General features: G+C 66.5%; 29 protein-coding genes and 1 pseudogene. 12 read left to right on the top strand and 18 right to left on the bottom strand.

The window, feature by feature from the left end:
• Positions 1-21: 21 nt before the first annotated feature.
• Positions 22-618 carry a hypothetical protein gene (locus BLR24_RS06130; protein ID WP_093014160.1) on the top strand — a complete coding sequence of 199 codons (597 nt, stop codon included), beginning with the start codon at positions 22-24 and terminating at the stop codon, positions 616-618.
• A 24-nt stretch (positions 619-642) separates the two neighbouring features.
• Here BLR24_RS06130 and BLR24_RS06125 read toward each other — a convergent pair whose 3' ends face one another.
• The 4 genes and pseudogenes from BLR24_RS06125 to BLR24_RS06110 form a co-directional block, all read right to left on the bottom strand.
• Positions 643-909, bottom strand: a complete 267-nt coding sequence (locus tag BLR24_RS06125; protein WP_093014157.1) for a hypothetical protein — start codon at positions 907-909, stop codon at positions 643-645.
• Between the two features lie 35 nt (positions 910-944).
• Positions 945-1,439, bottom strand: a pseudogene (locus tag BLR24_RS06120) (SDR family NAD(P)-dependent oxidoreductase); the annotation flags it as partial.
• A gap of 83 nt (positions 1,440-1,522) precedes the next feature.
• Positions 1,523-2,122, bottom strand: coding sequence for a TetR/AcrR family transcriptional regulator (locus tag BLR24_RS06115; RefSeq protein ID WP_093014155.1), 600 nt, complete (start codon positions 2,120-2,122; stop codon positions 1,523-1,525).
• A gap of 88 nt (positions 2,123-2,210) precedes the next feature.
• The gene (locus BLR24_RS06110) at positions 2,211-3,275 is read right to left on the bottom strand and encodes an AraC family transcriptional regulator (protein WP_217636291.1); all 1,065 of its coding nucleotides are present in this window, start codon (positions 3,273-3,275) and stop codon (positions 2,211-2,213) included.
• Positions 3,276-3,428: 153 nt separating this feature from the next.
• Between BLR24_RS06110 and BLR24_RS06105 the strand changes: the two genes are divergently transcribed.
• The 3 genes from BLR24_RS06105 (at position 3,429) to BLR24_RS06095 (ending at position 6,086) form a co-directional block, all read left to right on the top strand.
• Complete coding sequence (locus BLR24_RS06105; protein ID WP_093014149.1) at positions 3,429-4,310, top strand: TauD/TfdA dioxygenase family protein; 882 nt, start codon at positions 3,429-3,431, stop codon at positions 4,308-4,310.
• Between the two features lie 191 nt (positions 4,311-4,501).
• Positions 4,502-4,744, top strand: coding sequence for a helix-turn-helix domain-containing protein (locus BLR24_RS06100; RefSeq protein ID WP_093014146.1), 243 nt, complete (start codon positions 4,502-4,504; stop codon positions 4,742-4,744).
• Position 4,745: 1 nt separating this feature from the next.
• Entirely contained in the window at positions 4,746-6,086 is a 1,341-nt protein-coding gene (locus tag BLR24_RS06095; RefSeq protein WP_093014143.1) for a type II toxin-antitoxin system HipA family toxin, read from the top strand.
• Between the two features lie 22 nt (positions 6,087-6,108).
• Here the strand turns inward: BLR24_RS06095 and BLR24_RS06090 are convergent, their stop codons facing one another.
• The 5 genes from BLR24_RS06090 to BLR24_RS06070 all read right to left on the bottom strand — a co-directional run bounded on the left by BLR24_RS06090 (position 6,109) and on the right by BLR24_RS06070 (position 9,622).
• Positions 6,109-6,594 (bottom strand): DoxX family protein, encoded by a 486-nt coding sequence (locus BLR24_RS06090; protein WP_093014140.1) that lies wholly within the window; start codon positions 6,592-6,594, stop codon positions 6,109-6,111.
• Positions 6,591-7,379, bottom strand: a complete 789-nt coding sequence (locus tag BLR24_RS06085; RefSeq protein WP_093014136.1) for an HvfC/BufC N-terminal domain-containing protein — start codon at positions 7,377-7,379, stop codon at positions 6,591-6,593. The genes BLR24_RS06090 and BLR24_RS06085 overlap by 4 nt, the downstream gene beginning before the upstream one ends.
• Positions 7,376-8,218, bottom strand: coding sequence for an MNIO family bufferin maturase (locus tag BLR24_RS06080; protein WP_093014133.1), 843 nt, complete (start codon positions 8,216-8,218; stop codon positions 7,376-7,378). Before BLR24_RS06080 ends, BLR24_RS06085 begins: the two co-directional genes overlap by 4 nt.
• 22 nt (positions 8,219-8,240) lie before the next feature.
• Positions 8,241-8,528, bottom strand: a complete 288-nt coding sequence (locus BLR24_RS06075; protein WP_093014130.1) for a BufA1 family periplasmic bufferin-type metallophore — start codon at positions 8,526-8,528, stop codon at positions 8,241-8,243.
• Positions 8,529-8,731: 203 nt separating this feature from the next.
• Positions 8,732-9,622 (bottom strand): MBL fold metallo-hydrolase, encoded by an 891-nt coding sequence (locus BLR24_RS06070; protein WP_093014126.1) that lies wholly within the window; start codon positions 9,620-9,622, stop codon positions 8,732-8,734.
• 110 nt (positions 9,623-9,732) lie between these two features.
• Here BLR24_RS06070 and BLR24_RS06065 point away from each other — a divergent pair, with 110 nt between their 5' ends.
• From BLR24_RS06065 to BLR24_RS06050, 4 genes are all read left to right on the top strand, one after another.
• Entirely contained in the window at positions 9,733-10,059 is a 327-nt protein-coding gene (locus BLR24_RS06065; protein WP_093014772.1) for an ArsR/SmtB family transcription factor, read from the top strand.
• Positions 10,056-10,490 carry a YeeE/YedE family protein gene (locus BLR24_RS06060; protein WP_093014123.1) on the top strand — a complete coding sequence of 145 codons (435 nt, stop codon included), beginning with the start codon at positions 10,056-10,058 and terminating at the stop codon, positions 10,488-10,490. The genes BLR24_RS06065 and BLR24_RS06060 overlap by 4 nt, the downstream gene beginning before the upstream one ends.
• Positions 10,491-10,501: 11 nt before the next feature.
• Positions 10,502-11,002 (top strand): YeeE/YedE family protein, encoded by a 501-nt coding sequence (locus BLR24_RS06055; RefSeq protein ID WP_139188727.1) that lies wholly within the window; start codon positions 10,502-10,504, stop codon positions 11,000-11,002.
• Between the two features lie 127 nt (positions 11,003-11,129).
• Positions 11,130-11,744, top strand: coding sequence for a hypothetical protein (locus BLR24_RS06050; RefSeq protein WP_093014120.1), 615 nt, complete (start codon positions 11,130-11,132; stop codon positions 11,742-11,744).
• A 6-nt stretch (positions 11,745-11,750) separates the two neighbouring features.
• Here BLR24_RS06050 and BLR24_RS06045 read toward each other — a convergent pair whose 3' ends face one another.
• Entirely contained in the window at positions 11,751-12,539 is a 789-nt protein-coding gene (locus BLR24_RS06045) for a Crp/Fnr family transcriptional regulator (protein ID WP_093014117.1), read from the bottom strand.
• Positions 12,540-12,753: 214 nt separating this feature from the next.
• Here BLR24_RS06045 and BLR24_RS06040 point away from each other — a divergent pair, with 214 nt between their 5' ends.
• Both BLR24_RS06040 and BLR24_RS06035 read left to right on the top strand, forming a co-directional pair.
• Positions 12,754-13,263: a Rossmann-fold NAD(P)-binding domain-containing protein gene (locus BLR24_RS06040; RefSeq protein ID WP_093014114.1), complete on the top strand. Its 510-nt coding sequence runs from the start codon at positions 12,754-12,756 to the stop codon at positions 13,261-13,263.
• Positions 13,264-13,415: 152 nt separating this feature from the next.
• Complete coding sequence (locus tag BLR24_RS06035) at positions 13,416-14,429, top strand: tyrosine-type recombinase/integrase (RefSeq protein WP_093014112.1); 1,014 nt, start codon at positions 13,416-13,418, stop codon at positions 14,427-14,429.
• Positions 14,430-14,456: 27 nt separating this feature from the next.
• Here the strand turns inward: BLR24_RS06035 and BLR24_RS06030 are convergent, their stop codons facing one another.
• From BLR24_RS06030 to BLR24_RS06010, 5 genes are all read right to left on the bottom strand, one after another.
• On the bottom strand, positions 14,457-15,143 hold the full coding sequence (locus BLR24_RS06030) for a GntR family transcriptional regulator (RefSeq protein ID WP_093014109.1): 687 nt from the start codon (positions 15,141-15,143) through the stop codon (positions 14,457-14,459).
• Positions 15,144-15,213: 70 nt separating this feature from the next.
• Complete coding sequence (gene hydA / locus BLR24_RS06025; RefSeq protein WP_093014107.1) at positions 15,214-16,668, bottom strand: dihydropyrimidinase; 1,455 nt, start codon at positions 16,666-16,668, stop codon at positions 15,214-15,216.
• A 13-nt stretch (positions 16,669-16,681) separates the two neighbouring features.
• Positions 16,682-17,410: an amino acid ABC transporter permease gene (locus BLR24_RS06020; protein ID WP_093014104.1), complete on the bottom strand. Its 729-nt coding sequence runs from the start codon at positions 17,408-17,410 to the stop codon at positions 16,682-16,684.
• Positions 17,411-17,448: 38 nt separating this feature from the next.
• Positions 17,449-18,279, bottom strand: a complete 831-nt coding sequence (locus BLR24_RS06015) for an ABC transporter substrate-binding protein (protein WP_093014101.1) — start codon at positions 18,277-18,279, stop codon at positions 17,449-17,451.
• Positions 18,280-18,342: 63 nt separating this feature from the next.
• Positions 18,343-19,239, bottom strand: a complete 897-nt coding sequence (locus tag BLR24_RS06010; protein ID WP_093014098.1) for a dihydrodipicolinate synthase family protein — start codon at positions 19,237-19,239, stop codon at positions 18,343-18,345.
• A 104-nt stretch (positions 19,240-19,343) separates the two neighbouring features.
• On the opposite strand from BLR24_RS06010, the gene BLR24_RS06005 reads away from it, so the two are divergent.
• Positions 19,344-22,292 carry an FAD-dependent oxidoreductase gene (locus tag BLR24_RS06005; RefSeq protein WP_093014095.1) on the top strand — a complete coding sequence of 983 codons (2,949 nt, stop codon included), beginning with the start codon at positions 19,344-19,346 and terminating at the stop codon, positions 22,290-22,292.
• A 4-nt stretch (positions 22,293-22,296) separates the two neighbouring features.
• Complete coding sequence (locus tag BLR24_RS06000; RefSeq protein WP_093014092.1) at positions 22,297-23,574, top strand: M20/M25/M40 family metallo-hydrolase; 1,278 nt, start codon at positions 22,297-22,299, stop codon at positions 23,572-23,574.
• On the opposite strand, the gene BLR24_RS05995 is transcribed toward BLR24_RS06000, so the two are convergent.
• From BLR24_RS05995 to BLR24_RS05985, 3 genes are all read right to left on the bottom strand, one after another.
• Entirely contained in the window at positions 23,551-23,925 is a 375-nt protein-coding gene (locus BLR24_RS05995) for a YbaN family protein (protein WP_093014089.1), read from the bottom strand. The genes BLR24_RS06000 and BLR24_RS05995 overlap by 24 nt on opposite strands.
• A 90-nt stretch (positions 23,926-24,015) precedes the next feature.
• Complete coding sequence (locus BLR24_RS05990) at positions 24,016-24,570, bottom strand: RNA polymerase sigma factor (protein ID WP_093014086.1); 555 nt, start codon at positions 24,568-24,570, stop codon at positions 24,016-24,018.
• A complete protein-coding gene (locus BLR24_RS05985) occupies positions 24,567-24,782 on the bottom strand; it encodes a YgaP family membrane protein (protein WP_093014770.1) in 216 nt (71 codons plus the stop codon). The genes BLR24_RS05990 and BLR24_RS05985 overlap by 4 nt, the downstream gene beginning before the upstream one ends.
• Positions 24,783-25,059: the final 277 nt, after the last annotated feature.

The following is a 25,059-nucleotide window of genomic DNA, read 5'->3' as shown; positions in this document are numbered from 1 at the left end:
ACCTGTCCTCGAAAGCGTCTCATGGCAAACCTTTGGCCATGGCTCGTGGTGGCAGGCGTCGGTGCCCTTCATGGCCTGAACCCCGCCACTGGCTGGATGTGGGCTGCGGCCTGGGGTGTGCGCTCGCGCGACCGCACGCAAGCCTTGCGGGCGCTGGTGCCGATCGCCATCGGGCACGCCGCCTCCGTGGCGCTCGTGGCCGCGGCGGTGGCCTTCGGGCTGTCGATGGACCGCGTCGTGCTTCAGATTTCGGCCGGCGTGCTGATTGTCGTCTTTGCGGCGCTTCACTTGTCGAGCCGCACACCGGGGGCGGCGCGCGGGCCGGCCGGTCATGCCGGGATGGCGCTCTGGTCCTTCATGATGTCCACCGCGCACGGCGCCGGCCTGATGCTGGTGCCGGCGCTGATCCCGCTGTGCATGGGTGACGCTTCGGCCCGCGAGGTCAGCGCATCGGGCTCGGTGCTGCTGGCGTTCGCGGCGGTCGGCGTCCACACCGCGGCCATGCTGGCCGTGACCGGTGCGATCGCGGTCGGTGCCTGCCGTGGCTTTGATGCCGGCGCTCGCTGGCTGTCGAGGTTCAAGCGGAAGGTGCCAGCTGCGGCCGCGCATCTCTCTTGAAACGCTGGCGACTCGCCATCGCCGTCAGCTGCAGCTGAGACGGGCGAGCGCCTTGCCCGCGCCAGCCACCGCAGGCAGCTTCTGCTTCACGCAGGCCGGGTCCTGCGCCGTGTACGCGTAGGGGATGCCCACCGGGAAGACGGCAGTCGTGATCCAGTCGGTCGCGTCGCGCGTCGGAGAGGACGAGCTGGCCACCCAGATGATCCCGAAGGTGCTGAAGTCGGCCGGTGTCTTGATGTTGTTGTTGCGCAGTTCCCAGAAGCCGATGGCCGAGCTGTCGCGCGAGGTCACGGGGTTCTGCGCGTTCTCGAAGTAGTTGCCTTCGCGCGCAGTTCATGGTCGAGCGATTCCGAATAGCCGGCGACCGCGTGCTTGGTGGCGGAGTACAGCGCCATATAGGGTGAGGGCAGGAACCCGACCACGGAGCCGATGTTGATGATGCGACCACTCCCCTGGCGACGCATATGAGGCGCGACGGACCGGATCATCCGCACCATGCCGAAGAAGTTGGTGTCGAAGATGGCCTGGGCCTGCGCAATCGAACTCTCTTCCGCGCCGGCCGGAGCGACTCCGAAGCCGGCGTTGTTGACCAGAAGGTCGATGCGGCCCTCCAACTGGATCAGTTGCTGGACCACTGCATCGACTGACGCGTCCTGGGTCACATCGAGTGGCAGCATCTCGAACGCTTGCTGGCCCACCTGGCCGCTGCACCGGCTGGTGCCGTAAACCTAGTACCCAGCCTTTGACAGCTGCAGCGCAATGGCTTCACCGATGCCCGACGAGGCCCCTGTCACGAGGGCCACTTTGATCTTGGCGTTCAACCTGTTCTTCCTTCAGTATTTGATGTATCGCATGATGATCGTCATAATTGCGAGAGAGCGAAAAATCGATGGTTTCAGTGGGGTCAGGCAATCGGCAGGTGCTTCAGGGCAGCCTCGCGCAGGCTGTCGGATAGCGCGGGCTCGTCGACGACGCGGGCCAACAGCAAGGTGCCGACCATGGTGGCGACGGTCACGAGGGCGCGTTCGTGGACACCGGCCTGCCCCCAATCTGGCGACTGGCGGGCCACAAGATCGACCATTTCCTTGATGTACCGGGTGGTCACGCGCCGGACTTCGGGCGTTTGGCGCACGGTTTCCGATCCCAGCGCGACCAGGGGGCATCCCCGCTCCACCTGTGCCAGGTTTTCTCGCGAGAGATAGGCGTGGAGCATGTAGGTCAAAGCCTGTTCCGGGGGCACGCTGGCAACCGCGTCTGCCGCAATGGAGGCCGAATCCGTACAGGCGCGCGCCGCTGCTTCCGCCAGCATGGCCTCGCGCGAGGCGAAGTGGGCGTAGAAGGCGCCATGGGTCAGGCCGGCCTCCTTCATGATGTCGGCGACTCCCGTTCCCTCGTAGCCGCTGCGGCGGATTGCCCGCGCCGCAACGGACACGATGCGCTCGTGGGAGGCTTCCTTGGCTGCTGTTCTGACGGTGTGTTTCGCATGTCGCATGATGTGCATCATACACATTCTCAAAAAAATGTGCTGCGATTTTTTGGGCGGCACCCCGGACCTATCTCACCTTTGACAACACGCGGCTACAGCGCGCCACTCAGGAGGACCATGCCGCGGCCGTCGAGGGCTTTGGGCGGCGCCGCACGTCGGCGCCGGCCTCATGCAGGTCCCTGGAGTTGTTTCTCAACGCGCGAGGTGTTGCGCCCCAGCAAGACTTCACCGCATGCCAGAAAGAACTGGGCTCCGCGTAGCCCAGCCGCTCGGCGATTTCCGGAAGAGGCATGCTTCCCTGCGTCAGCAGAAAAAGCGCTTCATCCATGCGTGCGGCCTCGAGCACCCGGCGAAAGGGCATGCCGGTTTCGCTGAGCCTGCGCTGCAGCGTGCGCGGCGCAACGCCCAGGCTTTTTGCCACGTCGCCGCATGACACGCGGTGGAAGTCGAGGTTGCCCACGGCGGCCCTGACGGCCGCCTCGAGCGACTCGGATGAAGTCTGCGCGCGGAGCATGCCGTCGGCCTGCGCACGAAGCACGGACAGCAGTGCGGGATCGGCACCCTGGAACGGGGCATACAGCGTGGCGTCGTCGTAGCAGACGCGCACCTGCGCTGCGCCCAAGGTGACGGCGCAGCCGAGCAGATCGGCATAGCGCGGCGTGAGCTGGGCGTCCGATCCCGTAAGTTCGATGAGGCGCGGTGCCACGCTCCGCGTGCTGCAGCGCTTCAAGAATGCCAGCAGCCCACCGAACAGCGAATCGATCTGCATCGAGTGCATGGCGACATGGCAAGGCGTCACGGCATAGCGCAGCTCCAGTCCTCCTTTCACCTTGTGGACGCCGATGCGCCCGCTGTTGCTCACCAGTTGCTGGTAGCGCTCCATGTGCCACACCGCATCCCGCAGCGACGCGCTGTGCATCATGAGGAGCCCGGCCACGTTCATTGCCTGTAGCGGGAGGCTCGTGCCGACCTTCACGCCCAGCAACGGATCCGTTGTCAGCCGGGCCGCGCGTTGCCAGAGCCGCCGCGCAAGCACCAGGCCCACCTGGCGTGTCGGCGCCATGCGCGCCGCACCGGGGCCCCACAGCCCCGCGGTGAGGCGCGACGGATCCAGGTCCTGAAGCTCCAGCTGATCGACCACGGCGTCGAGCCACGTCGAGAGGATCGTCATGTGCGCGGCCATGGCGGGCAAGGCTAGAGGGGCGCGTGTCCTGCGTCAATGAGGGTTGGTATCTCAAAACAATTTTCTGTCGCGCCGAAGCAATGACAGTCCTGCGCGCGCCCCTGAAACTGATGCCGCGCAGACAACAACGAAGGAGACGACATGGCAGTGGAAAACCACTACGAGCACATCCGCGTGCAGCCGCAGCTGCACGGCTTCGGCGCCGCCATCACTGGCCTATCGATCGCCAAGCCTCTGCCGGCGCCGATGCTGGGCGAAGTGAAGAAGGCCTGGGCCGCGCATTCGGTCATCTGCTTTCCGGACCAGCCGCTGACGCACTCGCAATTGGAGGCGTTCACGCGCCAGTTCGGCGAGTTCGGCGTCGACCCTTACATCGTCCCGATGGAAGGACATCCGCACATCCTCGAACTGCGGCGCGAGCCCGACGAGAAAGCCGTCAACTTCGGCGCGCAATGGCATTCCGACTGGAGCTTTCAGGAAGAGCCGCCCGCCGGCACCATCCTGCACGCCAAGGTGACACCGCCGGTGGGCGGCGACACGCTCTATGCCGACTGCTACCGTGCCTACGAAGATCTGTCGGACACGATGAAGCGGCTGCTCAATGGCCTGGTCGCGATCCACTCCGCCAGCTTGCCTTACGGCAAGGAGGGCCTGTTCGCCAAGGAAACCGAGGCGCGCACGATGAAGATCGTGGTGAGCGAAGAGGCCGACAAGACCTGGCCGCATCCGCTGGTGCGCGTTCACCCCGTCACGCGGCGCAGGGCGCTGTATGTGAGCCCCGTCTACACGCTGGGTATCGAGGGCATGACGCGCGGCGAATCGGCTGCCTTGCTGGCCTACCTCTACCAGCACATGGTCCAGGGCGAATACGTGTATCGGCATCGCTGGTCGCTCGACATGCTCACCCTCTGGGACAACCGCTGCACCGTGCACAACGCCGACGGCGGCTATGACGGGCACTTGCGTGTCATGCACCGGACCACCATTGCCGGCGAGCGCCCCATCGCCGTTTCGGCGGCCTGAGTGCAGCCTTGACCTGTGGCCGCGAGTGCGGTGCTCGGGCGCGATCTGTTTCGCGAACTCAGAGGCTGAAGCCCGGCCGCCAGACGTGTTCGGCGGCAGTTCCGGCATTCGCTGTTTATTCGTCAAGGAGATATTTGACAATTATTCGCTAGAGAGATAAAATGCACTTATTCGCATCACGAATAATTTGCATGCAATACCCCTTGTCGAATCCGGTGCAGCTGGCTCACCTTCTCATGTCCGCCCGCAAGGCCAAAGGCTTGACGCAGGCTGCGGCGGCGGCGCGCGTGGGCATCAGCCAGAGCCGCCTGTCGGTGCTCGAAACCGATCCCTCTTCGCTGACGTTCGAACAGCTGCTTGCCTTGATGAGCCTGTACGAACTGCGCGTGACGGCGCAGGACAAGCGCGCGGCCAGCGCACCGGGGAGCTGGTGACATGGGCAGGAAATCCCACGCCCAGACGCTTTCGATCTGGGCCAACGGTTTGCGGGTCGGCACCTGGCGCATTCCGGCGCGCGGCGCGGTCGAGCTCCAGTACGACCGGTCCTGGAAGGATTCGCCGGCTGGCCGACCGCTGTCGCTCTCGCTGCCCTTCGGCGTCGACGACGCGCCGCTCAGGGGTGAGCGGGTGCAGAACTATTTCGACAACCTGCTGCCCGACAGCGACGCCATCCGCAAGCGCATTGCGAGCCGGTTCGGCACCAGCTCGGTCGATCCCTTCGACTTGCTGAGGGCCATCGGACGTGACTGCGTCGGTGCCGTCCAATTGCTCGAAGAAGACGAGACACCGGGCAACGTGCAAGGCATCGACGCCACAACGCTCCGCGACAAGGACATCGAACAGCTCCTCGAGCAGACGGTTTCCTCCGCAGCCTTCGGCGCGAATGTCGACGAAGACGACTTCCGCATCTCGCTGGCAGGTGCGCAAGAAAAAACGGCGCTGCTGCGGCACAAGGGAAAGTGGCTGCGCCCGCATGGCGCGACGCCCACCACGCACATCCTCAAACTACCGCTGGGCCTGGTGGGCAACAGGAAAATCGATCTCGGCACTTCGGTCGAGAACGAGTGGCTGTGCCTTCGCATCCTGCGGGAGTTCGGGCTGCCGGTCGCGCAGACCGACATCCACACCTTCGGCCGGCAGAAGGTCCTGAGCGTCACGCGCTTCGACCGCCAGCTGCATCCAGACGGCAGCTGGTATCTGCGGCTTCCGCAGGAGGATTTCTGCCAAGCCCTGGGCGTGCCGCCGCACGCCAAGTACGAAGCCGACGGTGGCCCCGGCGTCGAAGACCTCGCGCGCATCCTGCGGCAGTCGGAGAATGCCGAGGCCGACTTGCGCACGCTGCTCTCCACCCAGATCCTGTTCTGGATGCTGGCCGCACCCGACGGCCATGCCAAGAACTTCAGCCTGCACCTGCTCGCGGGCGGCCTGTTCAGGATGACGCCGCTCTACGACGTGATGTCGATCTGGCCCGCGGCCGGCACCGGCCCCAACCAGTTCAACTGGCACCGCGCCAAGCTGGCCATGGCGGTCTCGGGCAAGAACCGGCACTACGTGATGAAGGACATCCACCGCCGGCACTTCAATGCCATGGCGGCCAAGTGCTTCTTCGCGCCTTCGGCGGAGCCGATCATCGAGCGCATCCTGGAGCAGACGCCCGCCGTCATCGACAAGGTGGCGGCCGCCCTGCCCACGGGATTTCCGGGCCACGTCAGCGACGGCATTCTGAACGGGCTGCGCGCGTCTGCGAGGCAACTCGCCGGCATGGCGCCGGGCTGAAAGGCCCAAAGGCCCAAAGGCCTCAGCGAACACCCATCGCGTGGTCGAGCGACAGACGTCCACCGCCGCGGCCCAGCAGGTACAGCAGCAGCGCAGCCCACGAGAGGTGCGTTGGCCATGCGTCGGGGTAGACGAACACCTGGATCACCAGCGTCATGCCCAGCAAGGCGAGCGCCGAGAGGCGCGTGAAGAGGCCCAGCACCAGCAACAGCGGGAACAGATGCTCCGAGTAGGCGGCGAGGTGCGCTGCAATTTCGGGCGGCACGAGCGGCAACTTGTATTCGGTGCGAAACAGCTCGTAGGCGCTGTCGGTCAGGGTGAGAAAGCCCTCGACCTTGGTGCGGCCGGAGTAGAAGAAGATCGCCGCCACGGCCACGCGCGTGGCCAGTGCCAGCGCATCGTGGCTCACGATGCGCGTGAGCCGTTCGGCCGCCGAGTTCCAATGCGCGCGAAGACCGCGGTGGTTGCTGCTATCGATCGACGCGGAAGCCTGAAGGTGGGTGCTCATGGTGTTCTTTCGTTGAATGCGGGCGATGCAGAAGTGCCGATAAACGCGCCGGCGCGCAGCAGGGTTGCGAAGACGGCGGAGATGTCTGCCTCCGGGTCGGCAGCCAGCGCGCGCTCCGCCGCATCGGCAAGGCTTGCGCCATCCGCGCAGGCGTCGAGGAAGGCGCAGCTTGCCTTGGTGATCTCGTGCCAGTTCACCGTGTCGCCGGGCCGCGTCAGCAATGCCCCCTCGCCTCGCCATGCCAGTTCGTCGCCGACGGCACTCTGCTGGCGATTGCGCTCCCAGATGCTGTAGACCGGCTGCGCGTCGAACCAGGCCCAGCGTGCGGCTGGATGCGGTGCGAGCACGAGGCCCGCAATCCGTTCGGGCGCGTGGCGTGCGATCCATGCGGCGTCGGCGGCGGGTGCGTCTTGCGCGGCATGGGCTTCGCGCCAAAGGATGTCGAGTTGCGCGACTCCGGGCAGGTAGACGAGTTCCGCGGCCGGTTCGAAGCCGCGCAGGAAATCGGGAAAGCCGCCGCCGTAATGCAGCAGGCGTCCGTCACGCGGCACGTCGGCAGCCACGTAGAGTGCGGCGGCAGCGCGAAACCACTGCTCGCCCACCAGCTGCGCAACGGTCGGGAAGTTGGCCTGCAGCGCATCGATGCAGGCCTTCATCACGGTGTTGCGGTACACCGCAAAAGCAGGCTGCATGGCGAGTGCCCGCACCACCGGATGCACCGCTTGCGATGGATCGAAGAGAGCCTCTGCAAAGGCCTGCTGGAAGTGACCGTGCGGCGTGTTCATGCCGTGGCTTCCTGCGCCGTGCGGTGCAGTTCAATGGCTGCTTGTTCCTGCTCGGCCATGAGTTCTTCGAAGGCCGGCACATTGCCGTCGCGTTCGACCAGCGTGGGCCGCGCGCCCGCGCGTTCGATGAAGCGCCGATACAGCCGCCAGACTTCTGGCGCGATGGGCGCATCGTGCGAATCGATCAGCAGGGCGTCACCCAGCGTGGGATCGGCGGAGTGCCCCGCAAGGTGAATCTCGCCGACCAGTGCCTGCGGGAACCGGTCGATCCAGTCCGCAGCGGAAAATCCGAGATTGCGTGCGGACACATACACGTTGTTGATGTCGAGCAGCAGCTTGCAGCCGCTGCGCCGCGACAGCTCGGCAAGAAAATCGATTTCGTCCCATTCGTGCCCGTCGATGTGCAGGTAGTGCGATGGGTTCTCGATGGCAATCACAGTGCTCAGCGCGTCCTGCGTGCGCGCGACGTTGGAAGCGATGCGATGCAGCGCGGCAGTGGTGCGCTGAAAAGGCAGGAGATCGGGAAAGTATTGGCCGTTCCACGTCGACCACGCCAGGTGCTCCGAGACCAAGGCGGGCTGGATGCGCCGGACAAGTTCTGCCAGCCGCTCGAGATGCGCGGCGTCGGGTTCCGCTTCGCCCGCGAGCGATAGCGAGACACCATGCAGCGACACCGGATGGCGCGAGCGGATCGCTTCGAGCCATCCGATGCGCGGCCCGCCCGCCACCATGTAGTTCTCGGGGTGCACCTCGAACCACAGGCCCTCGGCACGCGCGCCGAGCGCATCGTCGTAGTGCTCCGGCTTGAGGCCGAGACCGGCCGCGAGGGTGTCGGGCATGGCGGTGTGCGCAGCGCTTCGATCAGGACTTGATCGGTGCCAGCGAGCCCATGCCCTTGGGCGTCTTGATCGTGGTGCAGGTGCCGGCCGCCACGTTCTTCCAGGCGTTGCCCTGGTAGTCGACCTTGGAGGTGCCCGCACAGGTGGTGCCGGGGCCGGCGGCGCAATCGTTCTTGCCGGCCATCGAGACGCCGTAGCACTTTTCCATCGTGGCCATCTTGTCGGCCATTGGTTTGTCTTGCGCCATGGCGGAGCCGGCGGCAAGGGCACCGAGTGCAAGAGCGGTGATAGCGAAAGAACGGTTGATCATGGATGAACTCCGAAGATTGATTGAGGTTTGCAACCACGCCCGAATGCGCGGTCACTTGCTAGTTCGCAAGTTGCGCGGCAAGGGTTACAGGGACAAGCTCGATCGGCAGATTTTTTTGCAGCCCGCCAGCGCCAATTCGTCCACCGGCCATCCATCGTTGAAGTAGCGGTGTCGAAGAGAGCGATGCCGTCGCGCCCTTGGGCTCACCCGCCGTCAGTGCGGCGAACCGGCAGCGCATTCAGCGGAATGCGCAGGTAGCACACGCCGTTGTCATCCGGGGGAGGCAGCCGGCCGGCGCGCACGTTGACCTGGATCGACGGCAGGATGAGCGTCGGTACATCCAGTGTGGCGTCGCGCGCGCGGCGCATGGCGACGAACTCATCCTCGGCGATGCCGTCGCGCACGTGGATGTTGCGCGCGCGCTGCTCCGCGACCGTGGTCTGCCACTGCGCCATCCGCGATGCGGGCGGGTAGTCGTGGCAGACATACATCGGCGTCTCGGGTGGCAGCTCGAGCAGCCGCCGCATCGATGCATACAGCTGGTGCGCGTCGCCCCCGGGGAAGTCGGCCCGCGCGCTGCCGAGGTCCGGCATGAAGAGCGTGTCGCCGACGAAGGCCGCGCTGCCGATCAGATAGGCCATGTCGGCGGGCGTGTGCCCCGGCACGAGGATGGCGGTGGCCTCGATCTCGCCGATGCGGAAGGTCTCGCCATCCTTGAAGAGATGGTCGAACTGGCTGCCGTCGGGCAGGAAGCTGCGCTCCAGGTTGTAGAGCTTCTTGAAGGTGGCCTGCACCGTGCGGATGTTCTCGCCGATGGCAATGCGCCCACCGACCTGCGCCTGAAGGTAGCCGGCCGCCGAAAGGTGATCGGCATGCGCATGGGTCTCCAGGATCCAGTCGACCTGCAGCCCGTGTTCGGCGACGCACGCCAGTACCCGGTCGGCGCAGGCGCTACCGGTGTGGCCCGACTTGAAGTCGTAGTCGAGCACCGGATCGATGACGGCAGCCCGCAACGTGGCCGGGTCCCATGCGAGGTAGGAGACCGTTCCGGTCCTGGGGTCGAAGAAAGCCTGGACGTTGGCGGGTGTGTTCATGGCTGCCTCGCGGGTCTATCAATTGATCTATCGATAAATATTCTATATATTGGTATATTGTTGTCAACGCCGATGAAATGGACGACCGACTCATGCCTGCTGTGCGAACCATGAAATCCCCGCACCCCGTGTTCGATGCCGAGGTGCTGCGCGGCGCCGCCTCGCGTGCGGTCGGCGTGATGAAGGTCCTGGCCAACGAGGATCGCATGCTGCTGCTGTGCCAGCTTTCGCAGGGAGAGATGTGCGTGAGCGAACTCGAAGCGCAACTCGACATTCGCCAGCCGACGCTGTCGCAACAGCTGGGCGTGCTGCGCAATGAGGGCGTGGTCACCACACGCCGACAAGGCAAGAACATCTTCTACGCCGTGGCCGATCCGGCGCTGCTCGAGATCCTGGCCCTGCTCTACCGCATCTACTGCCCGAAGGAAGAACGATGACCATCGACTGGATTGCATTCACCCCATGGACGGCGCTGGCGGGCGGCGTGCTCGTCGGCGCGGCCACTGCGATGTTTCTGCTGCTCAACGGCCGCATCGCCGGCATCAGCGGCATCGTCGGCGGACTGCTTCGGCTCGTCAGCGGCGACGTGGCGTGGCGCGTGGCGTTCATTGCCGGCCTTGTCGGCGCGCCGATGGTCTACACGCTTTTTACGGACTGGCCGAAGCCGCAGATCGAGGCCGGCTATGGCACGCTCGTCGTGGCTGGTCTTCTGGTCGGCGTGGGTACGCGCTACGCGGCGGGATGCACGAGCGGCCACGGCGTCTGCGGCCTGTCGCGCCTGTCGCCGCGCTCCGTGGCGGCAACCGCGGTCTTCATGGGGGCCGGGTTCCTGACCGTGTTCCTGATGCGCCATCTGCTGCGCCTCTGAGGAACACCGCCATGGCCTTCTTCACTTCATTTCTCGCGGGCCTGGTGTTCGGCCTGGGCCTGATCGTTTCCGGCATGGCCAATCCCGCCAAGGTGCTGGGCTTCCTGGATGTTGGTGGGCGATGGGATCCATCGCTTGCTTTCGTGATGGCCGGTGCGATCGCCGTCGGAGCCGTTGCGTTCGCAGTGGCAAGGAGGCGTACGCGCTCCTTGCTTGGCGCGGCCATGCGGCTGCCCAGCCTGCGGTCGATCGATAGGCGCCTCATCGTTGGCAGCATCGTGTTCGGCATCGGCTGGGGCATCGCGGGCTTCTGTCCGGGGCCGGCATTGGTGGCAGTGGGCATGGGGCAAGCCAAGGCGCTGGTCTTCGTCATCGCGATGCTGGCCGGCATGGGCGTTTTCGAATGGCTCGAGGGGCACAAGGAAACGAAACACCAGCGAGGGAACCGTCCGAAGGCGAATGGACGCGGGGGATCTGCCCATCGCAGCGACCCTTCCCGCCGCACGAATTGATTCCGTGCAATGCTGCGCGCGCCGCGTTCCTGCAGTGAATCCATGGCCGCTTTTGGGCGGGGTCCGTGAACGGGTGCCGTGTGTGTTGCGTTGATTGATTCCATCCCATCTTCAACTGGAGGATTCCATGCGCTCCACAACATTTCGCGACCTGCTCGTTCCACTCGCACTTGTCGTTGGCGCTACCGCGTTTGCCGCCGACAGCAACATGGTGCCTGGGCAGCTGAGCCCGCCCTCGCAAGCGGCCCGCAGCACGGTGAAGGCGGCTGGAAAGGCTTCGCAGGACGCAGCCAACGCCGGGAAGAAAGCGGTCGATGCCGCCGAAGCAGCGGCAGAGAAAGGCAAGGCGGACGCCGGCAAGATCTCGCAAGCCCTGGCGGAAGGTATTCGCCGCGCCGCGCGCAAAGCGGCCGAGGCCGCCAACCGTTTCCAGGAGAAGGCGAGTGCCTCGTCCACGAGGGCCATCGACAGCACCCGGGAAGCTGCGCGTGCCGTCGAGGAAGAAAGCAGGAGGGCCTCTGTCGCCGCAAGGGAGGCGCTCGATCGGGCCGATGAGTCGGTCAAGCGCTCCGCGCAGGCCAGCAAGGAAGAAGCGGAAAAAGCAGCCCATGCCACGCGCGAAGCGCTGGACAAGGCCGCCGAGGCCATGCGCAATGCGGCGCGCGCGGCGGCGGATGCGGCTGACCAATCAGCCCAGGCCATCAAGCGCGCGGCACGCGCCCCTGGCGCGGAAAAGCCGTAGCGGCGGTCACTGCAGCATCGCGGGCGCCGGCGCCAGGCAGCGCTGCACGAAGGCCGACAAGGCGCCCACGTCGGGAATCTGCACGTCGCGTCGGCCCTTCTCCACAAATTCGATGACCTTGTCGCGTGCGAGCCGCGACAGCGCCCGGCTCACGCTTTCCAGCGTCATGCCCAGGTAGTTGCCGATCTCGGCGCGCGTCATGCGCAGCGTGATCTGGTCGGTGCGCATGCCGCGCTCGGCGAGCGACTCGGCCCAGTAACGCAGGAAGTCCGCCACCCGCGCATCGGCCGGCAGTGTGCACACCGACATCAGCGAATCGCGGTCATGGGCGATCTCGCGGCTCATTGCGGTGTGGAACACCTGCAGCAACGTGGGCTCGACCAGGCAGGCGGCAAGCAGCGATTCGTACGAGACCACCCAGACCTCGCCCGTGTCCATGGCCACGGCGTCGCACGAGTAGTGCCCGCCGGCGATGCCGTCGAAGCCGAGCCAGTCGCCGCGGAATTTGAGGCCCACCACCTGCTCGCGGCCGTCCGCGGACAGGTTCACGATCTTGAACAAACCCGAGTTCAGGATGTACAGGTTGCCGAAGCGCTCGCCGGACTGGTAGATCACGTCGCCGGCATGCACCACGCGGCGTTGGGGGGCCAGGCGCTCCTGCAGGAGCTTCTGCGTTTCCACCAGCTTCTGGCAGGCCCGCTCATGAACCGCCATGCCTTCCGGCGGCAACGCACGCGCTGCGAGAAAGCCGGTCATCGCCGGTGCGGCGGTTTCGGTAAGGGCGGGGTTGTACATGTGAAGAGCTCCTGAGGATGTGTATGTCGCGGGTCGATGGAGGGATGCTAGGAAGCGCGCGGCAACACAGTGACAACACTCGGAGTCAGTCGGTAACGCTGGGTGAATGGCTTGTGTCCGGTGGGTAACAGCGTCCGCCCGCGCGCCGCCTTGATCTGCATCAAGAGCGGCCGGCCTGCCGGGGCTAGCCTTCCAGGGTCACACAAGGGAGTTCATGCGCTTTCCCTTCGAAATCCATAATTCGTCGGCCTTCCAGACCTTGTTGCCCGAGGACGAGGTGGCCCTGCTCGGGCGTGCCCGTCTCCTCCAGGCGGCGTGGTTGCGCGCCGCCTTTCCGCTGCAGCTCAAGGGGAGGAATCTCGGGATCTTTTGTGACGAAGGAAGCGAAGGCAGCGAAAGCCGGGCGCTGTTCCAACGCGCGGCGCACGAACTGGGTGCGCATGTCGCAACCATTCGCCCCGCCCTCTCCAGCCTGGGCAGCCCCGGTGAGGTCCGGCACACGGCGCGGATCCTGAGCCGTTTCTACGACGCGGTGGAGTGCCAGGGGATGGCGCCGGAACTCGTGCGGCAGATCGGTCGGGAGGCTGCCATTCCCGTCTATGACGGCATCGCCTGCGGGGCCCATCCCACGGCGACGCTTGCCGATCGGCTCGACGAGCGGACATCGCCTGCGGACAACAGGCGATTCGTGTTGCAGGCGTTGCTGCTGGGCAGCATTGGCTGAAGAGGGGCGCGGGGCGCCTTTGTTCGGCATGATGCCCTTGCCCCTCGAAGTAAATACACTAACGGCAAGGATATTAGCGACGACCACAAATGTCCGAAGCTCCGCCTCATCCCCTGTCCTCAAACATCAAGCCCCGCCGTTAGCGTATTTTTATGTCGTCACTTCCCCTCTTCCCCGAGCCCTCCGGCGAATCGCATCAGGCCGCTTTCGACCGCTGGCTCGCGGCGCAGCAGGAAAACGGGGCCTTGCGGCAGCCCTCTTCGATCGCGGTCTACCGGGACATGTGGGGCAGTTTCACGGCCTGGTGCCTTGGCCAGTCGCCCGCCGTGACGCTGGCGTCGCTGGACATGGGCGACCTGTCGGCGTTCCAGCAGGCGCGTTTCGGCATGAAAAGCGACGACCTGTCGCTGTCTCCTCGTTATGCGCTGCGCTTGCTTCGGCTCATCGACCGGGTGCTGCGCCACCACGCAGAGGCCCACGGCACGCCCGCCAACGCCGCGGCCTCGGAATGGATCGCGACCCAGCCGGAGGTTCGCTATGCGGATTCGGCGCGAGCGGATCCTCTGCCGGAATTTCTGTCAGTCTCCGAGGCCCGGCATCTCATCACCTTTCTTTCCAGCGCCCGGCCCCGGCCCGGCGACCGGCACGGCCAGGCCGCGCTCAGCTGGCAGGCACTGCGCAATCGGGTGGCTGTCGCCTTGCAGCTGGGCGCAGGGCTCACGCCCGGCGACGTCCGCGTGCTGCGGCTCGACGCGCCGACATCGCAGATCGCCGGCCGGCGCGAACGTCCGTGGAAAGTTGCGGTTCCGGGCAACGGCAACTCGCCGGCGCGCGAGGCACCCATCGCTCCTTGGGCAGGCGAGCTGCTCCAGCATTGGCTGAAAGTGCGCGCCGAGACGACGATCGCGGGCGACTTCCTGTTCCCGGCCACGCGCACCGGCAAGCCCTGGAGCAAGGAAGCGCAGTATGTGGCCGCCAAACAGGTGCTCGAAGACGCGGGCATCGACGCCGCCGGTGGCGGGTCGTTCCTGCTGCGCCACACCTTCGCGCTGCGCCAGCTGCGCCGGGGCGCCAAGCTCGACCAGGTGGCGCGCTGGCTCGGCATCGAGCCCGAGGCGATGGGCAAGTATCAGCGCGTGCTCACGGGCCCGGCCGAAGTCATCTAAGGGCCAGCCGGCGGTACTGCACAGGCATCAGTCGACAAGTGCGCGCTTGACGTCTTCCTGCAGACTGCGCAGATGCGCGCGCATCGCCGCGCGCGCCCGTTCGGCATCCCTCGCGCGCAATGCCGAGATGATCTCGCCGTGCTCTTCATGGTTTTCACGCTGGCGGTGCAGCGGGCTGTGCAGCCGGAACAGCCGTGCGTTCACGCGCAGTTCCTCGACCAGGCGCGGCAGCACCACATTGCCGCTGGCCGATGAAATGAGTTGATGGAATCGGTCGTCGAAGTGCCAGTGCTCGATCTCGTCATGCACCCCGGCGTCGAGGGTCTTTAGATCGGCGTCCAGTTCATCGAGCTGCGCTTCGGTGATCTTGTCGACCGCCAACGCGATGGCCTCGCACTCGATGATCTCGCGCGCCCGCATGCAGTCGAAGTACTCCTTGGTGCCCAGCGCGCGCACCGCGTATGAACGCGCGTCGCGTCGTACGAGCAACCCTTCGCCGGCAAGCCGGACGAGCGCTTCACGCATCGGCGTGCGCGAGATCCGCAGCTCGTCCGCCAGGCGCCCTTCCTGCAGCGGACTGCCCGCCGAAATCTTGCGATCGAGGATCAGCGTGCGCAGGCTCGCATAGGCCTGCTCGGCCAGGCTCGCGGAGCGGACTTCGAGCGGCGCGATGGTGATTGTGGCTGGCTGAGCCGGGCTGGGAAGGCTTGGCATGCGGGAGAAGTTGATTGCCACGAAAGGTGGGGAAACGCCTGGAAGGCCAGCCGCAACGGAGCTGAAAGCTTCACAGCCATTTGGCGAGCGGATTCTCGGCGTTGGGTGCGCGCGGGCGCAGGCAGGGCTGGAACTGTCCCGCACCTGCTTCCGCCGAGAACACGCCATTTTCCCATACCACCCGTCCCCTCGAAAGCGTGATTCCAGGCCAGGCCCGCATCTTCATGCCCTCGTAGGGCGTGTAGTCGGCCGCATGGTGGAGCATGTCGTTGCGGATGACTTTTTCGTGGCCCTCTTCGAACGTGTCCCACACCACCAGGTCCGCATCGCTGCCGACCGCGATCGTGCCCTTTTTCGGATACAGCCCGTAGAGCCGTGCCGGGTTGGTGGACGTGAGTTCAACGAAACGGTGCACGTCGATGCGCCCCGTCAGCACGCCTTCGCTCATCAGCAGCGGAAGCCGGGTTTCGACACCTGGAATGCCGTTGGGAATGCGGTCGAAGGACGCATCCTCACCGGCGACGCGCTTGCCGTCGCTGCCATGGATGTTGAAGGGCGCATGGTCGGAAGAGAAGATCGTGAAAAGGCCGCTCGAAAGAGCATTCCAGATGAACTGCTGGTTGGCCTTGTCGCGCGGCGGCGGGCTGCAGATGCAGCGTGCGCCGTGCATCGGATCGTCGGGGTTCACGCCCAGGTCTTCCGCGCTCAGGAAAAGGTACTGCGGGCAGGTCTCGGCATGGATCGGCAACCCGCGCCCGCGCGCCCAGTGAATCTGCTCGACCGCCTCGCGGCCCGAGACGTGGACGATCAGGATCGGTGTATCGATCAGCTCGGCCAGCGCAATCGCGCGGTGCGTGGCTTCGCGCTCCACCGCCATCGGCCGCGAGCTCCCGTGATAGCGCGGCGCCGTCAGCCCGGCATCGAGCAACTGCTCGGTGAGCCAGGCGATGCAGTCGCTGTTCTCGGCATGGATCATGGTCATCGCGCCGTGCCTGCGCGCCACCGCGAGCACCTCGATGATCTGCCGGTCGTCGAGCTTCAGATCGTCGTAGGTCATGTAGATCTTGAACGAGGTGTAGCCCTTCTCGATCAATGCCGGCAGCTCGCGCTGTGTCACGTCCTTGGTCGCGTCCGCGACGATCAGATGAAACGCATAGTCGATCACCGCCTTGCCATCGGCGCGCCGGTGATAGTCGTCGACAGCTTCCTGCATGCTGCGCCCCTTCTGCTGCGCGGCGAACGGCAGTACCGTGGTGGTGCCGCCGCAGGCCGCCGAGCGCGTGCCGGTGAAGAAGTCGTCCGAGAAGCGCGAGCCGTCGCCGGTCGGCTGGTCGAAGTGGCAGTGGCCGTCGACGCCGCCGGGCGTCACCAGCCGGCCGGCCGCGTCGATCTCTCGCGCGGCACTGCCGTCCAGTCGATGGGCGATGGCGCTGATGCGCCCGTCGCGCACACCGATGTCGGCGCGGTAGCGGTCGCCCACGGTGGCGATGTCGGCATTGCGAAGAATCAGGTCGTAGGAGCTCATCGTCGGGTCCCGGTCAACGTTGTTCGAGCACGGCATCGGCCACCACCGGCGCGTCGGCGGTGGTCGTGCCGTTGCGGTAGGCGCGGCCGTAGTGGCGCTCGATGCGGCGCTGGATGAAATCCCACGCCGTGGTCATCAGCAGGTAGTAGATGGCGGCGACGATGAACAGCTCGAGCACCATGAATTTCTCCTGGATCAGCACCTGCGTGCGGCGCAGCAGTTCTTCCATCGAGATCACCGAGGTGATCGAGGTGGTCTTGAGCAGTCCGTTGATGCTGTTGCCAAGCGTCGGGATGATCAGCCGCATCGCCTGCGGCATCACGATGTAGCGCATGCTCTGCGCACTGCTGAAGCCCATGGCGCGCGCCGCGTTGGTCTGGCCCACCGGCACCGACTGGATGCCGCCGCGCACCACCTCCGCGAGGTAGGCGGCCTCGTTGAGGATCAGCCCGAGCAGCGCCGACTCGATCACCGACATCTTGAGCCCGAGCTGCGGCAGCCCGGTAAAGATGATGATCAACTGCACCAGGAGCGGCGTGCCGCGGAAGACCCAGATGTAGAAATGCGCCGGTGCCACCAGCCAGCGGTGGCGCGACAGGCGGGCCAGGGCCAGCGCACATCCAACGACCAGGCCGCCCGCGATCGACGCGAGGGTGAGCCAGAGCGTGGTGAGCGCGCCGTTCAGGATGTACGGATTGAACAGGTAGTCGGCAAACCCCGACCAGCTCCAGCCTTGTCCCATGGACTTTCCCTCTCGAACTCAGTGGTGGTGCGGTGCGCTCAGCTGGCGGGGCCCTTGACGACGACGGCACCGTCGATCGCCTTGACGCCGTATTGGTCGAACAGCTTCTGGAAGCTGCCGTCGGCCTTCATGTCGTTGAGCGCCTTGGCCATCGCAACCGACAGGTCCTTGTTTTTCGCGGCCAGCGCCACCGGGGTCGGGAACAGGCCGCTCAGCACACGATCGAAATCGCCGCGCTTCTGGTACTCGGCACCGGTGGAGTCGATCGACAGCGCCACCTCCACCTGCCCCGCGCGCAGCGCCTGGAAGGCCATCGCGAAGTTTTCGAAGGTCCGGATGGTCATGCCCTTCATGCCCTTGTCGGTCAGCTGCTTGTCGAGCTCGCGCGCCTTGCGCTCCTCGAATCCGCCGAGCTCGACGCCGATGCTCTTGCCCGACAGGTCCTCTGGCTTGCTGATCTTGAGGGGGTTGCCGCGCGCGGTGCTGATGCTGATCGCCTGGTCCTCGTAAGGCAGCATCTGCATCAACTTGGCACGCTCGTCGGTGTAGAAGATGCCGGTGTTGATCACATCCCAGCGGCCCGCCTGCAGGCCGGGAATCATGGCTGAGAACTCGATGCGCACATATTCGGGCGTCAGGCACAGGCGCTTGGCAATCGCTTCGCCGAGTTCCACCCGCATGCCCTTGAGGGCGCCGGTCTGGTCGACGAACTGCATCGGCGGCAAGGTCGGATTGACCGACATGATCAGGGTGCCCTTCTTGATCAGCGCCGAGTCGGGCACTGGCGACTTGCAGGCCTGGGCGTTCGCGATGCCCATGCCGAGGATGAAAAGAACCGTGGCCGACGTGAGAGCGGGAAGCAGTTTCATGGTGATTTCCTGGTGGAGATGGAGCGAGGCGCGAGATGGGGGATTGAAGGAAAGGACGGGCGCTCAGGCCTTGATCGAACCGAGCAGGCCGAGGCGGTCGAGCTCGCGCCGCAGGTCGATGGCGTCGGCTTCGGGCAGCGGCAGGCGCGGCGCGCGCGGCTGGCCGACCGGCAGGCCCATCATTCCGAGTCCGTGCTTGGAGGCCGCGACATAGCGATGGCCGCCGACCCAGCGCACGATTGGCAGCATTTCCTTGTAGAGGGCGAGGGCCGCGGGCATGTCCTGCTCGTCGGCGACCAGCTCGAACAGCCGCGCCGACATCTTCGGAATCAGGTTCGAGCAGACCGCGACCCAGCCCTGCGCGCCCAGCCAGAACGACTCGTAGCCCAGGATGCCCGCGAACACCGTCATGCGGTCGCCGCACAGCTCGATGATGTCGCGCACGCGCGTCACCTCGAGCGTCGATTCCTTGATGTACCTGCAGTTGTCGATGCGCGAGAGCCGCGCCACCAGTTCCGGCTTGAGATCGACGTTCGCCGTGGCCGGGTTGTTGTAAACCATGATCGGCACGCCGATCGCCTCGCCAACCTTGCGGTAGTGCGCGAACAGTTCGTCGTCGGTGGGCGTGCTGTAGAACGGCGGAATGATCATGACGCCGTCGGCGCCCATGCTCTCCGCCTCGCGGCTCAGCCGCACGCACTCGTCGGTCCACTCGGCGCCGGTGCCGATCAGCACGGGCACGCGTTTTGCTGCCGTCTGCACACAGATCTCGATCACCAGCTGCCGCTCCTCGGCCGTCAACGACAGGAATTCGCCAGTGCTGCCCAGGGGAATCAGCCCGTGGATCCCCTCTTCGATCTGCCAGTTGACGAGCCTCTTCAGGGCCGGAACGTCCACCTGCTTTCCGTCGGCGGTCATGGGGGTGATGAGCACCGTATAGGTGCCTCGGAACGCTGTCATTCCAGTCCTTGTTGAAAAATTGGGGCGACGAAGTATTTGTATACGTTCAGTATACGTATACATTAGACCATGTCCAAGTGGTTTTTTGCTTCGCACCTGTTTCAATGAGCGCCCGACTGACCCATTCCTCCATCGCTGCCGGCGGACGCCCGATCCGCTTCTGGTACGACGGCCAGCCCGTGGACGGACTCGAAGGCGAAACGGTGGCTGCCGCCCTCGCGGCGAGCCATCTCCGGCAGATGCGGCACACACGGGGCGGCGGACGCCGCGGCCTGTATTGCGGCATGGGCGCCTGCTTCGACTGCCTCGTGACGATCGACGGCCGGGCCAGCCAGCGCGCCTGCCTGACGAAGGCCGCCGACGGCCAGCAGATCCGCTCGACCATGCCGGCGGGGACGCCTGCGGATCCATTGACGCCGCTGGCACCCGACGCGGGGGCCCGGCCGCTGGAGCGCGAGGTCGACGTGCTGGTGATCGGCGCCGGCCCGGCCGGCCTCTCGGCGGCACTTGCGGCCCGGCGCGCGGGCGCCGGCGTGCTGGTGCTCGACGAGCGGCTGCAGTCCGGCGGCCAGTTCTTCAAGCCGCTGGCACCGTCGCACCAGGCCGCGGCGCCGCCGGACCGGCAGTTTGCGGACGGCCTGGCGCTGGAGCGCGAAGTGCTCGCCGCCGGCGTCACGATCCGGCAGGACGCGCAGGTCTGGGCCGCGTTTTCGCCGCACGACGTCAGCGCGCTGATCGACGGGCAGGCCACCCACATCCGATGCCGGCAGCTGGTGATCGCGCCGGGTGCCTACGAGCGGCCGGTGCCCTTCCCGGGCTGGACGCTGCCGGGCGTGATGACCACCGGCGCCGCACAGACCCTGGCGCGGGCCTACCGCGTCGCGCCGGGACAGCGCGTGGTGATCGCCGGCAACGGACCGCTCAATCTGCAGCTGGCTGCGGAACTGCTCGCCGGCGGCGCCCAGGTCGTCGCAGTGCTCGAATCGGCGGCCCGCCCGTCCGCGCGCGACTGGCGCCAGCTGCTCGCCGCCGCCCGCACCGCGCCCGATCTGCTGCGCCAGGGCTGGGGCTACCTACAACAACTGCGCGCCCACAAGGTCCCGCTGCTGTGGGGCCATGCAGTGGTCGGCGCCGAAGGCGCGGCCGAGCTGCAGGCGGTGCAGGCGGCGCGGCTCGACGCCCACGGCCGTGCCACGCCTTCCCCGGCGCTGCGCTTCGAGGCCGACACGCTGTGCCTGGGCTACGGCTTCATCCCCTCGACCGAGCTGGCGCGCATGCTCGGCTGCGAACACCGCCTGGCCGACCGACACCTGGGCTACCTCGCGACCGTGACGGGCACCGACGGCGCCACCAGCCTGCCCGGTGTGTTCGTGGTCGGCGACGGTGCCGACATGGGCGGCTCGCGCGTCGCATTGGCGCGCGGCACGCTGGCGGGCACGGCGGCGGCACGCAACATCGGCCTGACCGCCTCCGAACCGTCCGGTGCCGGGGACCGGTTGCGCCGCGCCGAGCGCTTCCAGCAGGCGCTGTGGTCGCTCTACCGGGCGCCGCCCGTGGCGCTGGCCACGGTCAGCGACGACACGCTGCTGTGCCGCTGCGAAGAGATCAGCTTCGGTTCGGTGCGCGAGCAGATCCGGGCCGGCCGCGACACGCTGGCCGCGCTGAAGCGCAACACCCGGCTCGGCATGGGCCGCTGCCAGGGCCGCTATTGCGCGGTCACCGCGGCCCGGTTGATCGGCGAGATGACCGGACGCCCGACCGCGGTCGAGCAGTACTTCGCGCCGCGGCCGCCGGCCAGGCCGGTGCCCGCGGGCGCGCTCGGCTTCGAGAAGCCCGAATGGGGCGGCCACAAGCCGGCGATCACGCCGAACCTCGCACGCCCTGTGGAGCGCGCGCCCTTTCACATCCTCCGCACCGACGTGCTGGTGATCGGCGCCGGCGTGCTCGGTTCCTGCCTGGGGTACTACCTGGCGAAGGCCGGCCAGGACGTGACGGTGGTCGACCGCGACGACATCAATCTGCAGGCCTCGGGCGCCAACGCGGGAAGCCTGCATGTCCAGCTGCTGTCTTTCGACTTCGGCGCCAAGGCGCAGCAAGGTGGCGGCCCGGCCGCGGCCACCCTGCCCCTCGGCCCGATGTCGGTGCGGCTCTGGCAGGAGATCCAGGCCGACTGCAGCGAAGAAGACCTCGAGATCAAGATCACGGGCGGGCTGATGGTGGCCGACAGCGAGGCCGGCATGCGCTTCCTCGAGGCCAAGGCCGCACTCGAACGCAGCCATGGCATCGACGCGCAAGTCATCGACGGCGCTGAACTGCGCCGGCTCGCACCCGCGCTGTCCGGAAAACTGCTGGGCGCCGACCTGTGCCCGATGGAAGGCAAGATCAACCCCCTGCGCGCGACCTATGCGGTGGCCTCGCGCGCGCAGCAGCAGGGCGCGCGCTTTCTGCGCGGCTGCGACGTGATGCGCATCGAACGCCGGCCTGGCAGCGGCGCCGGCTTCGTCGTTCACACCTCGCGCGGCACCATCCACGCAGGCCGCGTGGTGAACGCCAGCGGCGCCTGGTCGAGCACGGTCGGCGACATGCTCGGCATCAGGATTCCCGTCAAGGGCGCGCCGCTGCAGATGATCGTGACCGAGCCGGCGCCGCCGCTGATCAATCACCTGGTCGCGCATGCCGACCGCCACCTGAGCCTCAAGCAGGCGGCCACCGGCGGCCTGCTCATCGGCGGCGGCTGGACGGCCGCCTTTCACGAGGGCATGCGACTGAACCGCGCCGAGCGCGACAGCATCGAAGGAAGCCTCTGGGTCGCGCGCCAGGTGCTGCCGGCCGTGAGCGGGCTGCACATGGTGCGCTGCTGGGCCGGCATGAACGTCAACATCGACGGCGCGCCGATCATCGGCGGCGTATCCGGCCTGCCCGGCTTCTACAACGCCGTGACCTCCAACGGCTACACGCTGGCACCCATCACCGCTCACCTGGTGGCCGACCTGATCGTGCGCGGCCGCACCGACATCGACATCACTCCTTTCCACATCGACCGCTTTCTTTGACGCCATGACAGACCTTTCAACCTCGCGCGACACGCTGCGCCAATTCATCGACACCCATTTCGACCATCAGGTCCAAACCCTCGCGCGGCTGGTGCAATGCCCCTCCGACAACCCGCCCGGCGACTGCGCCCCGCACGCCGAACTCACGGCCCGGCTGCTCGAGGCCATGGACCTGAAGGTCGAACGCCATCCGGTGCCGGCCGCGTTTGCAGAGCAGCACGGCATGCGCAGCGTGACCAACCTGATCGTGCGCGAGCGCTTCGGCGACGGGCCGGTGATTGCACTCAATGCACATGGCGACGTGGTGCCGCCCGGTTCAGGCTGGAGCGGTTCGCCCTATGGCGGCGAGGTGCGCGACGGCTGGCTGTACGGCCGCGGCGCCGCGGTCTCGAAGTCGGATTTCACGACCTATGCTTTCGCGATGCGTGCGCTCAGGCAGTTGCAGTCGTCGGGCGCGCCGCTGGCCGGCACGGTCGAGCTGCACTTGACCTACGACGAGGAAACCGGCGGCATGACCGGCCCCGCATGGATTCTTTCGCAGGGCCTGAGCCGGCCGGACTACGTGATATCGGCCGCGTTCTCGCATCACGTGGTGGTGGCGCACAACGGCTGCCTGCATCTGGAAGTGACGCTGCGCGGCAAGTCCGCACATGCGGCGAGGCCCGACACCGGCGTCGACGCGATCGAGGCTTCGGCGACCTTGCTGCCGGCGCTCTACCGCTATCGCGACCAGTTGGCGCAGCGGCCCTCGCAAACGCCTGGCATCACGCATCCGACGATGGTCGTCGGCCTGATCGAAGGCGGCATCAACACCAACGTGGTGGCCGACGCGCTGAGCCTGCGGATCGACCGCCGCATCGTGCCCGAAGAAGTGCCCGAGGACGTCGAGGCCGAACTGCGCCAGGTTATCGAGCAAGCCTGCAGCAGCCTGCCCCGCATCTCCGTCGAGATCCGGCAGATCCTGCTGGCCCGGCCGTTCGCGCCCGCCCCCGGCGCACAGGCCTTCGCGGAGCTGATGTGCCGCGAAGCCAGCGCCGTGATGGGCAAGCCGGTCACGCCGATCGGCGTGCCGCTCTACACCGATGCACGGCTTTACAGCGAAGCCGGCATTCCGACCGTGATGTACGGCGCCGGTCCCGCGTCGCTGCTCGAAGCCAACGGCCATCGCGCCGACGAGCGCGTGCCGCTCGATGAACTGCACAAGGCGACCGTCGTGGTCGCCAACACGCTGCTGCAACTCCTGACCCAGCCGGAGAAATCACTGCTCGGGCCGACGCCATAGCCAGATCGCGACGGCCGCCATGAAGAGCGGCGCGCCGATCTTCACGGCGATGGGTGCGCCGGTGGCAAGCAGCACCAGCGCGCTGAAGGTCATCATCACGGTCGCGGCCCACTTCGCGCGGCGTGGCACCGCGCCTCTTTCCTGCCATCGCCGGATGTACTCGCCGTAGCGGGGGTGTTCGAGAAGCCAGCGCTCCAATGCAGGCCAGCCGTGGCCTGCCGCCCAGGCGGCCGCGAGCAGAAAGGGCACCGTCGGCAGAACGGGAAGAAAGGCGCCGAGCAGGCCGAGGGCGACAAACACCAGCGCCAGCACGCGCCAAAGCAGCCTCGCGACGGGACCTTGGGGCCGCATCAGGACGCGTGCACTCCGAAATGATCTGCGGGGGAGTGCGAAGCGAGCATCGCGGGATGGTAAGCCAACGGTCCGCCCGGACGATGCGCTTCAAGCGGTATCGGGCCCGCCATCCTGGTTCCAGTAGCCGCCGTTCATCAGGCTGGCGCGCACCATGGCCCGGGCGCGATGCAGCCGGCTTTTCACCGCCTCCACGCTCAGCCCCAGGCTTTGCGCGACCTCGGGGGCGGTCAGCTCCTCGACGTCTCGCAGGATCAGCGCAACGCGATAGGCTTCCGGGAGCGCGGCAATCGCTTTCGTCAGGTCCAGGCGAAGGTCGGTCGGAATCCTCGGTGCCGCCAGTTCGTCGGCCAGCGGCTCCGACAGCCGGCCCTTTGCCGCGCTGCGCCTGAAGATCCGGTAGCACTCGCGCTCGATGATCCGAAACAGCCAGGTGGCAAAGGCGGCCACGGTCCCGAGCGTGCCGATCTTCCGGTGCAGCTGCCACAGCGCCACCTGCACGGCGTCTTCGGCGTCCTCGCTGTTGGCGCAGGTGCGGCGTGCAAAACGCTTGAGATCGGGCTGGCATGTGCGCAGCAGCTGCGACAGCGCCCGTTCATCCCCCGCACAGGCAGCCTCGATCAGCGGCGCGGACGCGCGAATCATTTCAGCGGCCCGACGGCCCTGCGGCCGAGCATTGCGCAGGCAGGGCAGAACCCGACCACGGCCGTGGCGCCAAGCATGCCCGCTGTGGCGACGCCCAGCGCCCGGAGCACTCCGGGCGGCAGATAGTAGAACGCGCCCAACGCGGCGATGACGCCCAGACACAGGCGGATCGCGCGTTCCCAGGCCGGGATGTTGCGTTTGAGATGAAACACGTTGCAGCTCTCCAAATGATGTTGACCCCTGCATGGAGGGCCGCGCGTGGTGCAAAGGATTCAGCGGAGGAAAGAGAAATTTACAGGCGTGTCGAGGGGAGCTCCGGCGCCGCTTGGCGAAGGATGTTGCAGTCGCGCGACGGCCGGAGACCCCCGATCTCTGTGACTTATTACCGAAGTTCACCTTTAGAAACATTACATTTGAAAATGAGAACTTAATAACTCACACAAATGTATTTTTCTCGTTACACTGCGGTCTCCCTTCCGCCTCCACCTA

It is taken from the genome of Variovorax sp. OV700, from assembly GCF_900099805.1.
Lineage (GTDB): Bacteria > Pseudomonadota > Gammaproteobacteria > Burkholderiales > Burkholderiaceae_C > Variovorax.
Note: the sequence above shows the minus strand (reverse complement) of the source record. Positions and strands in the feature narration are given on the sequence as shown.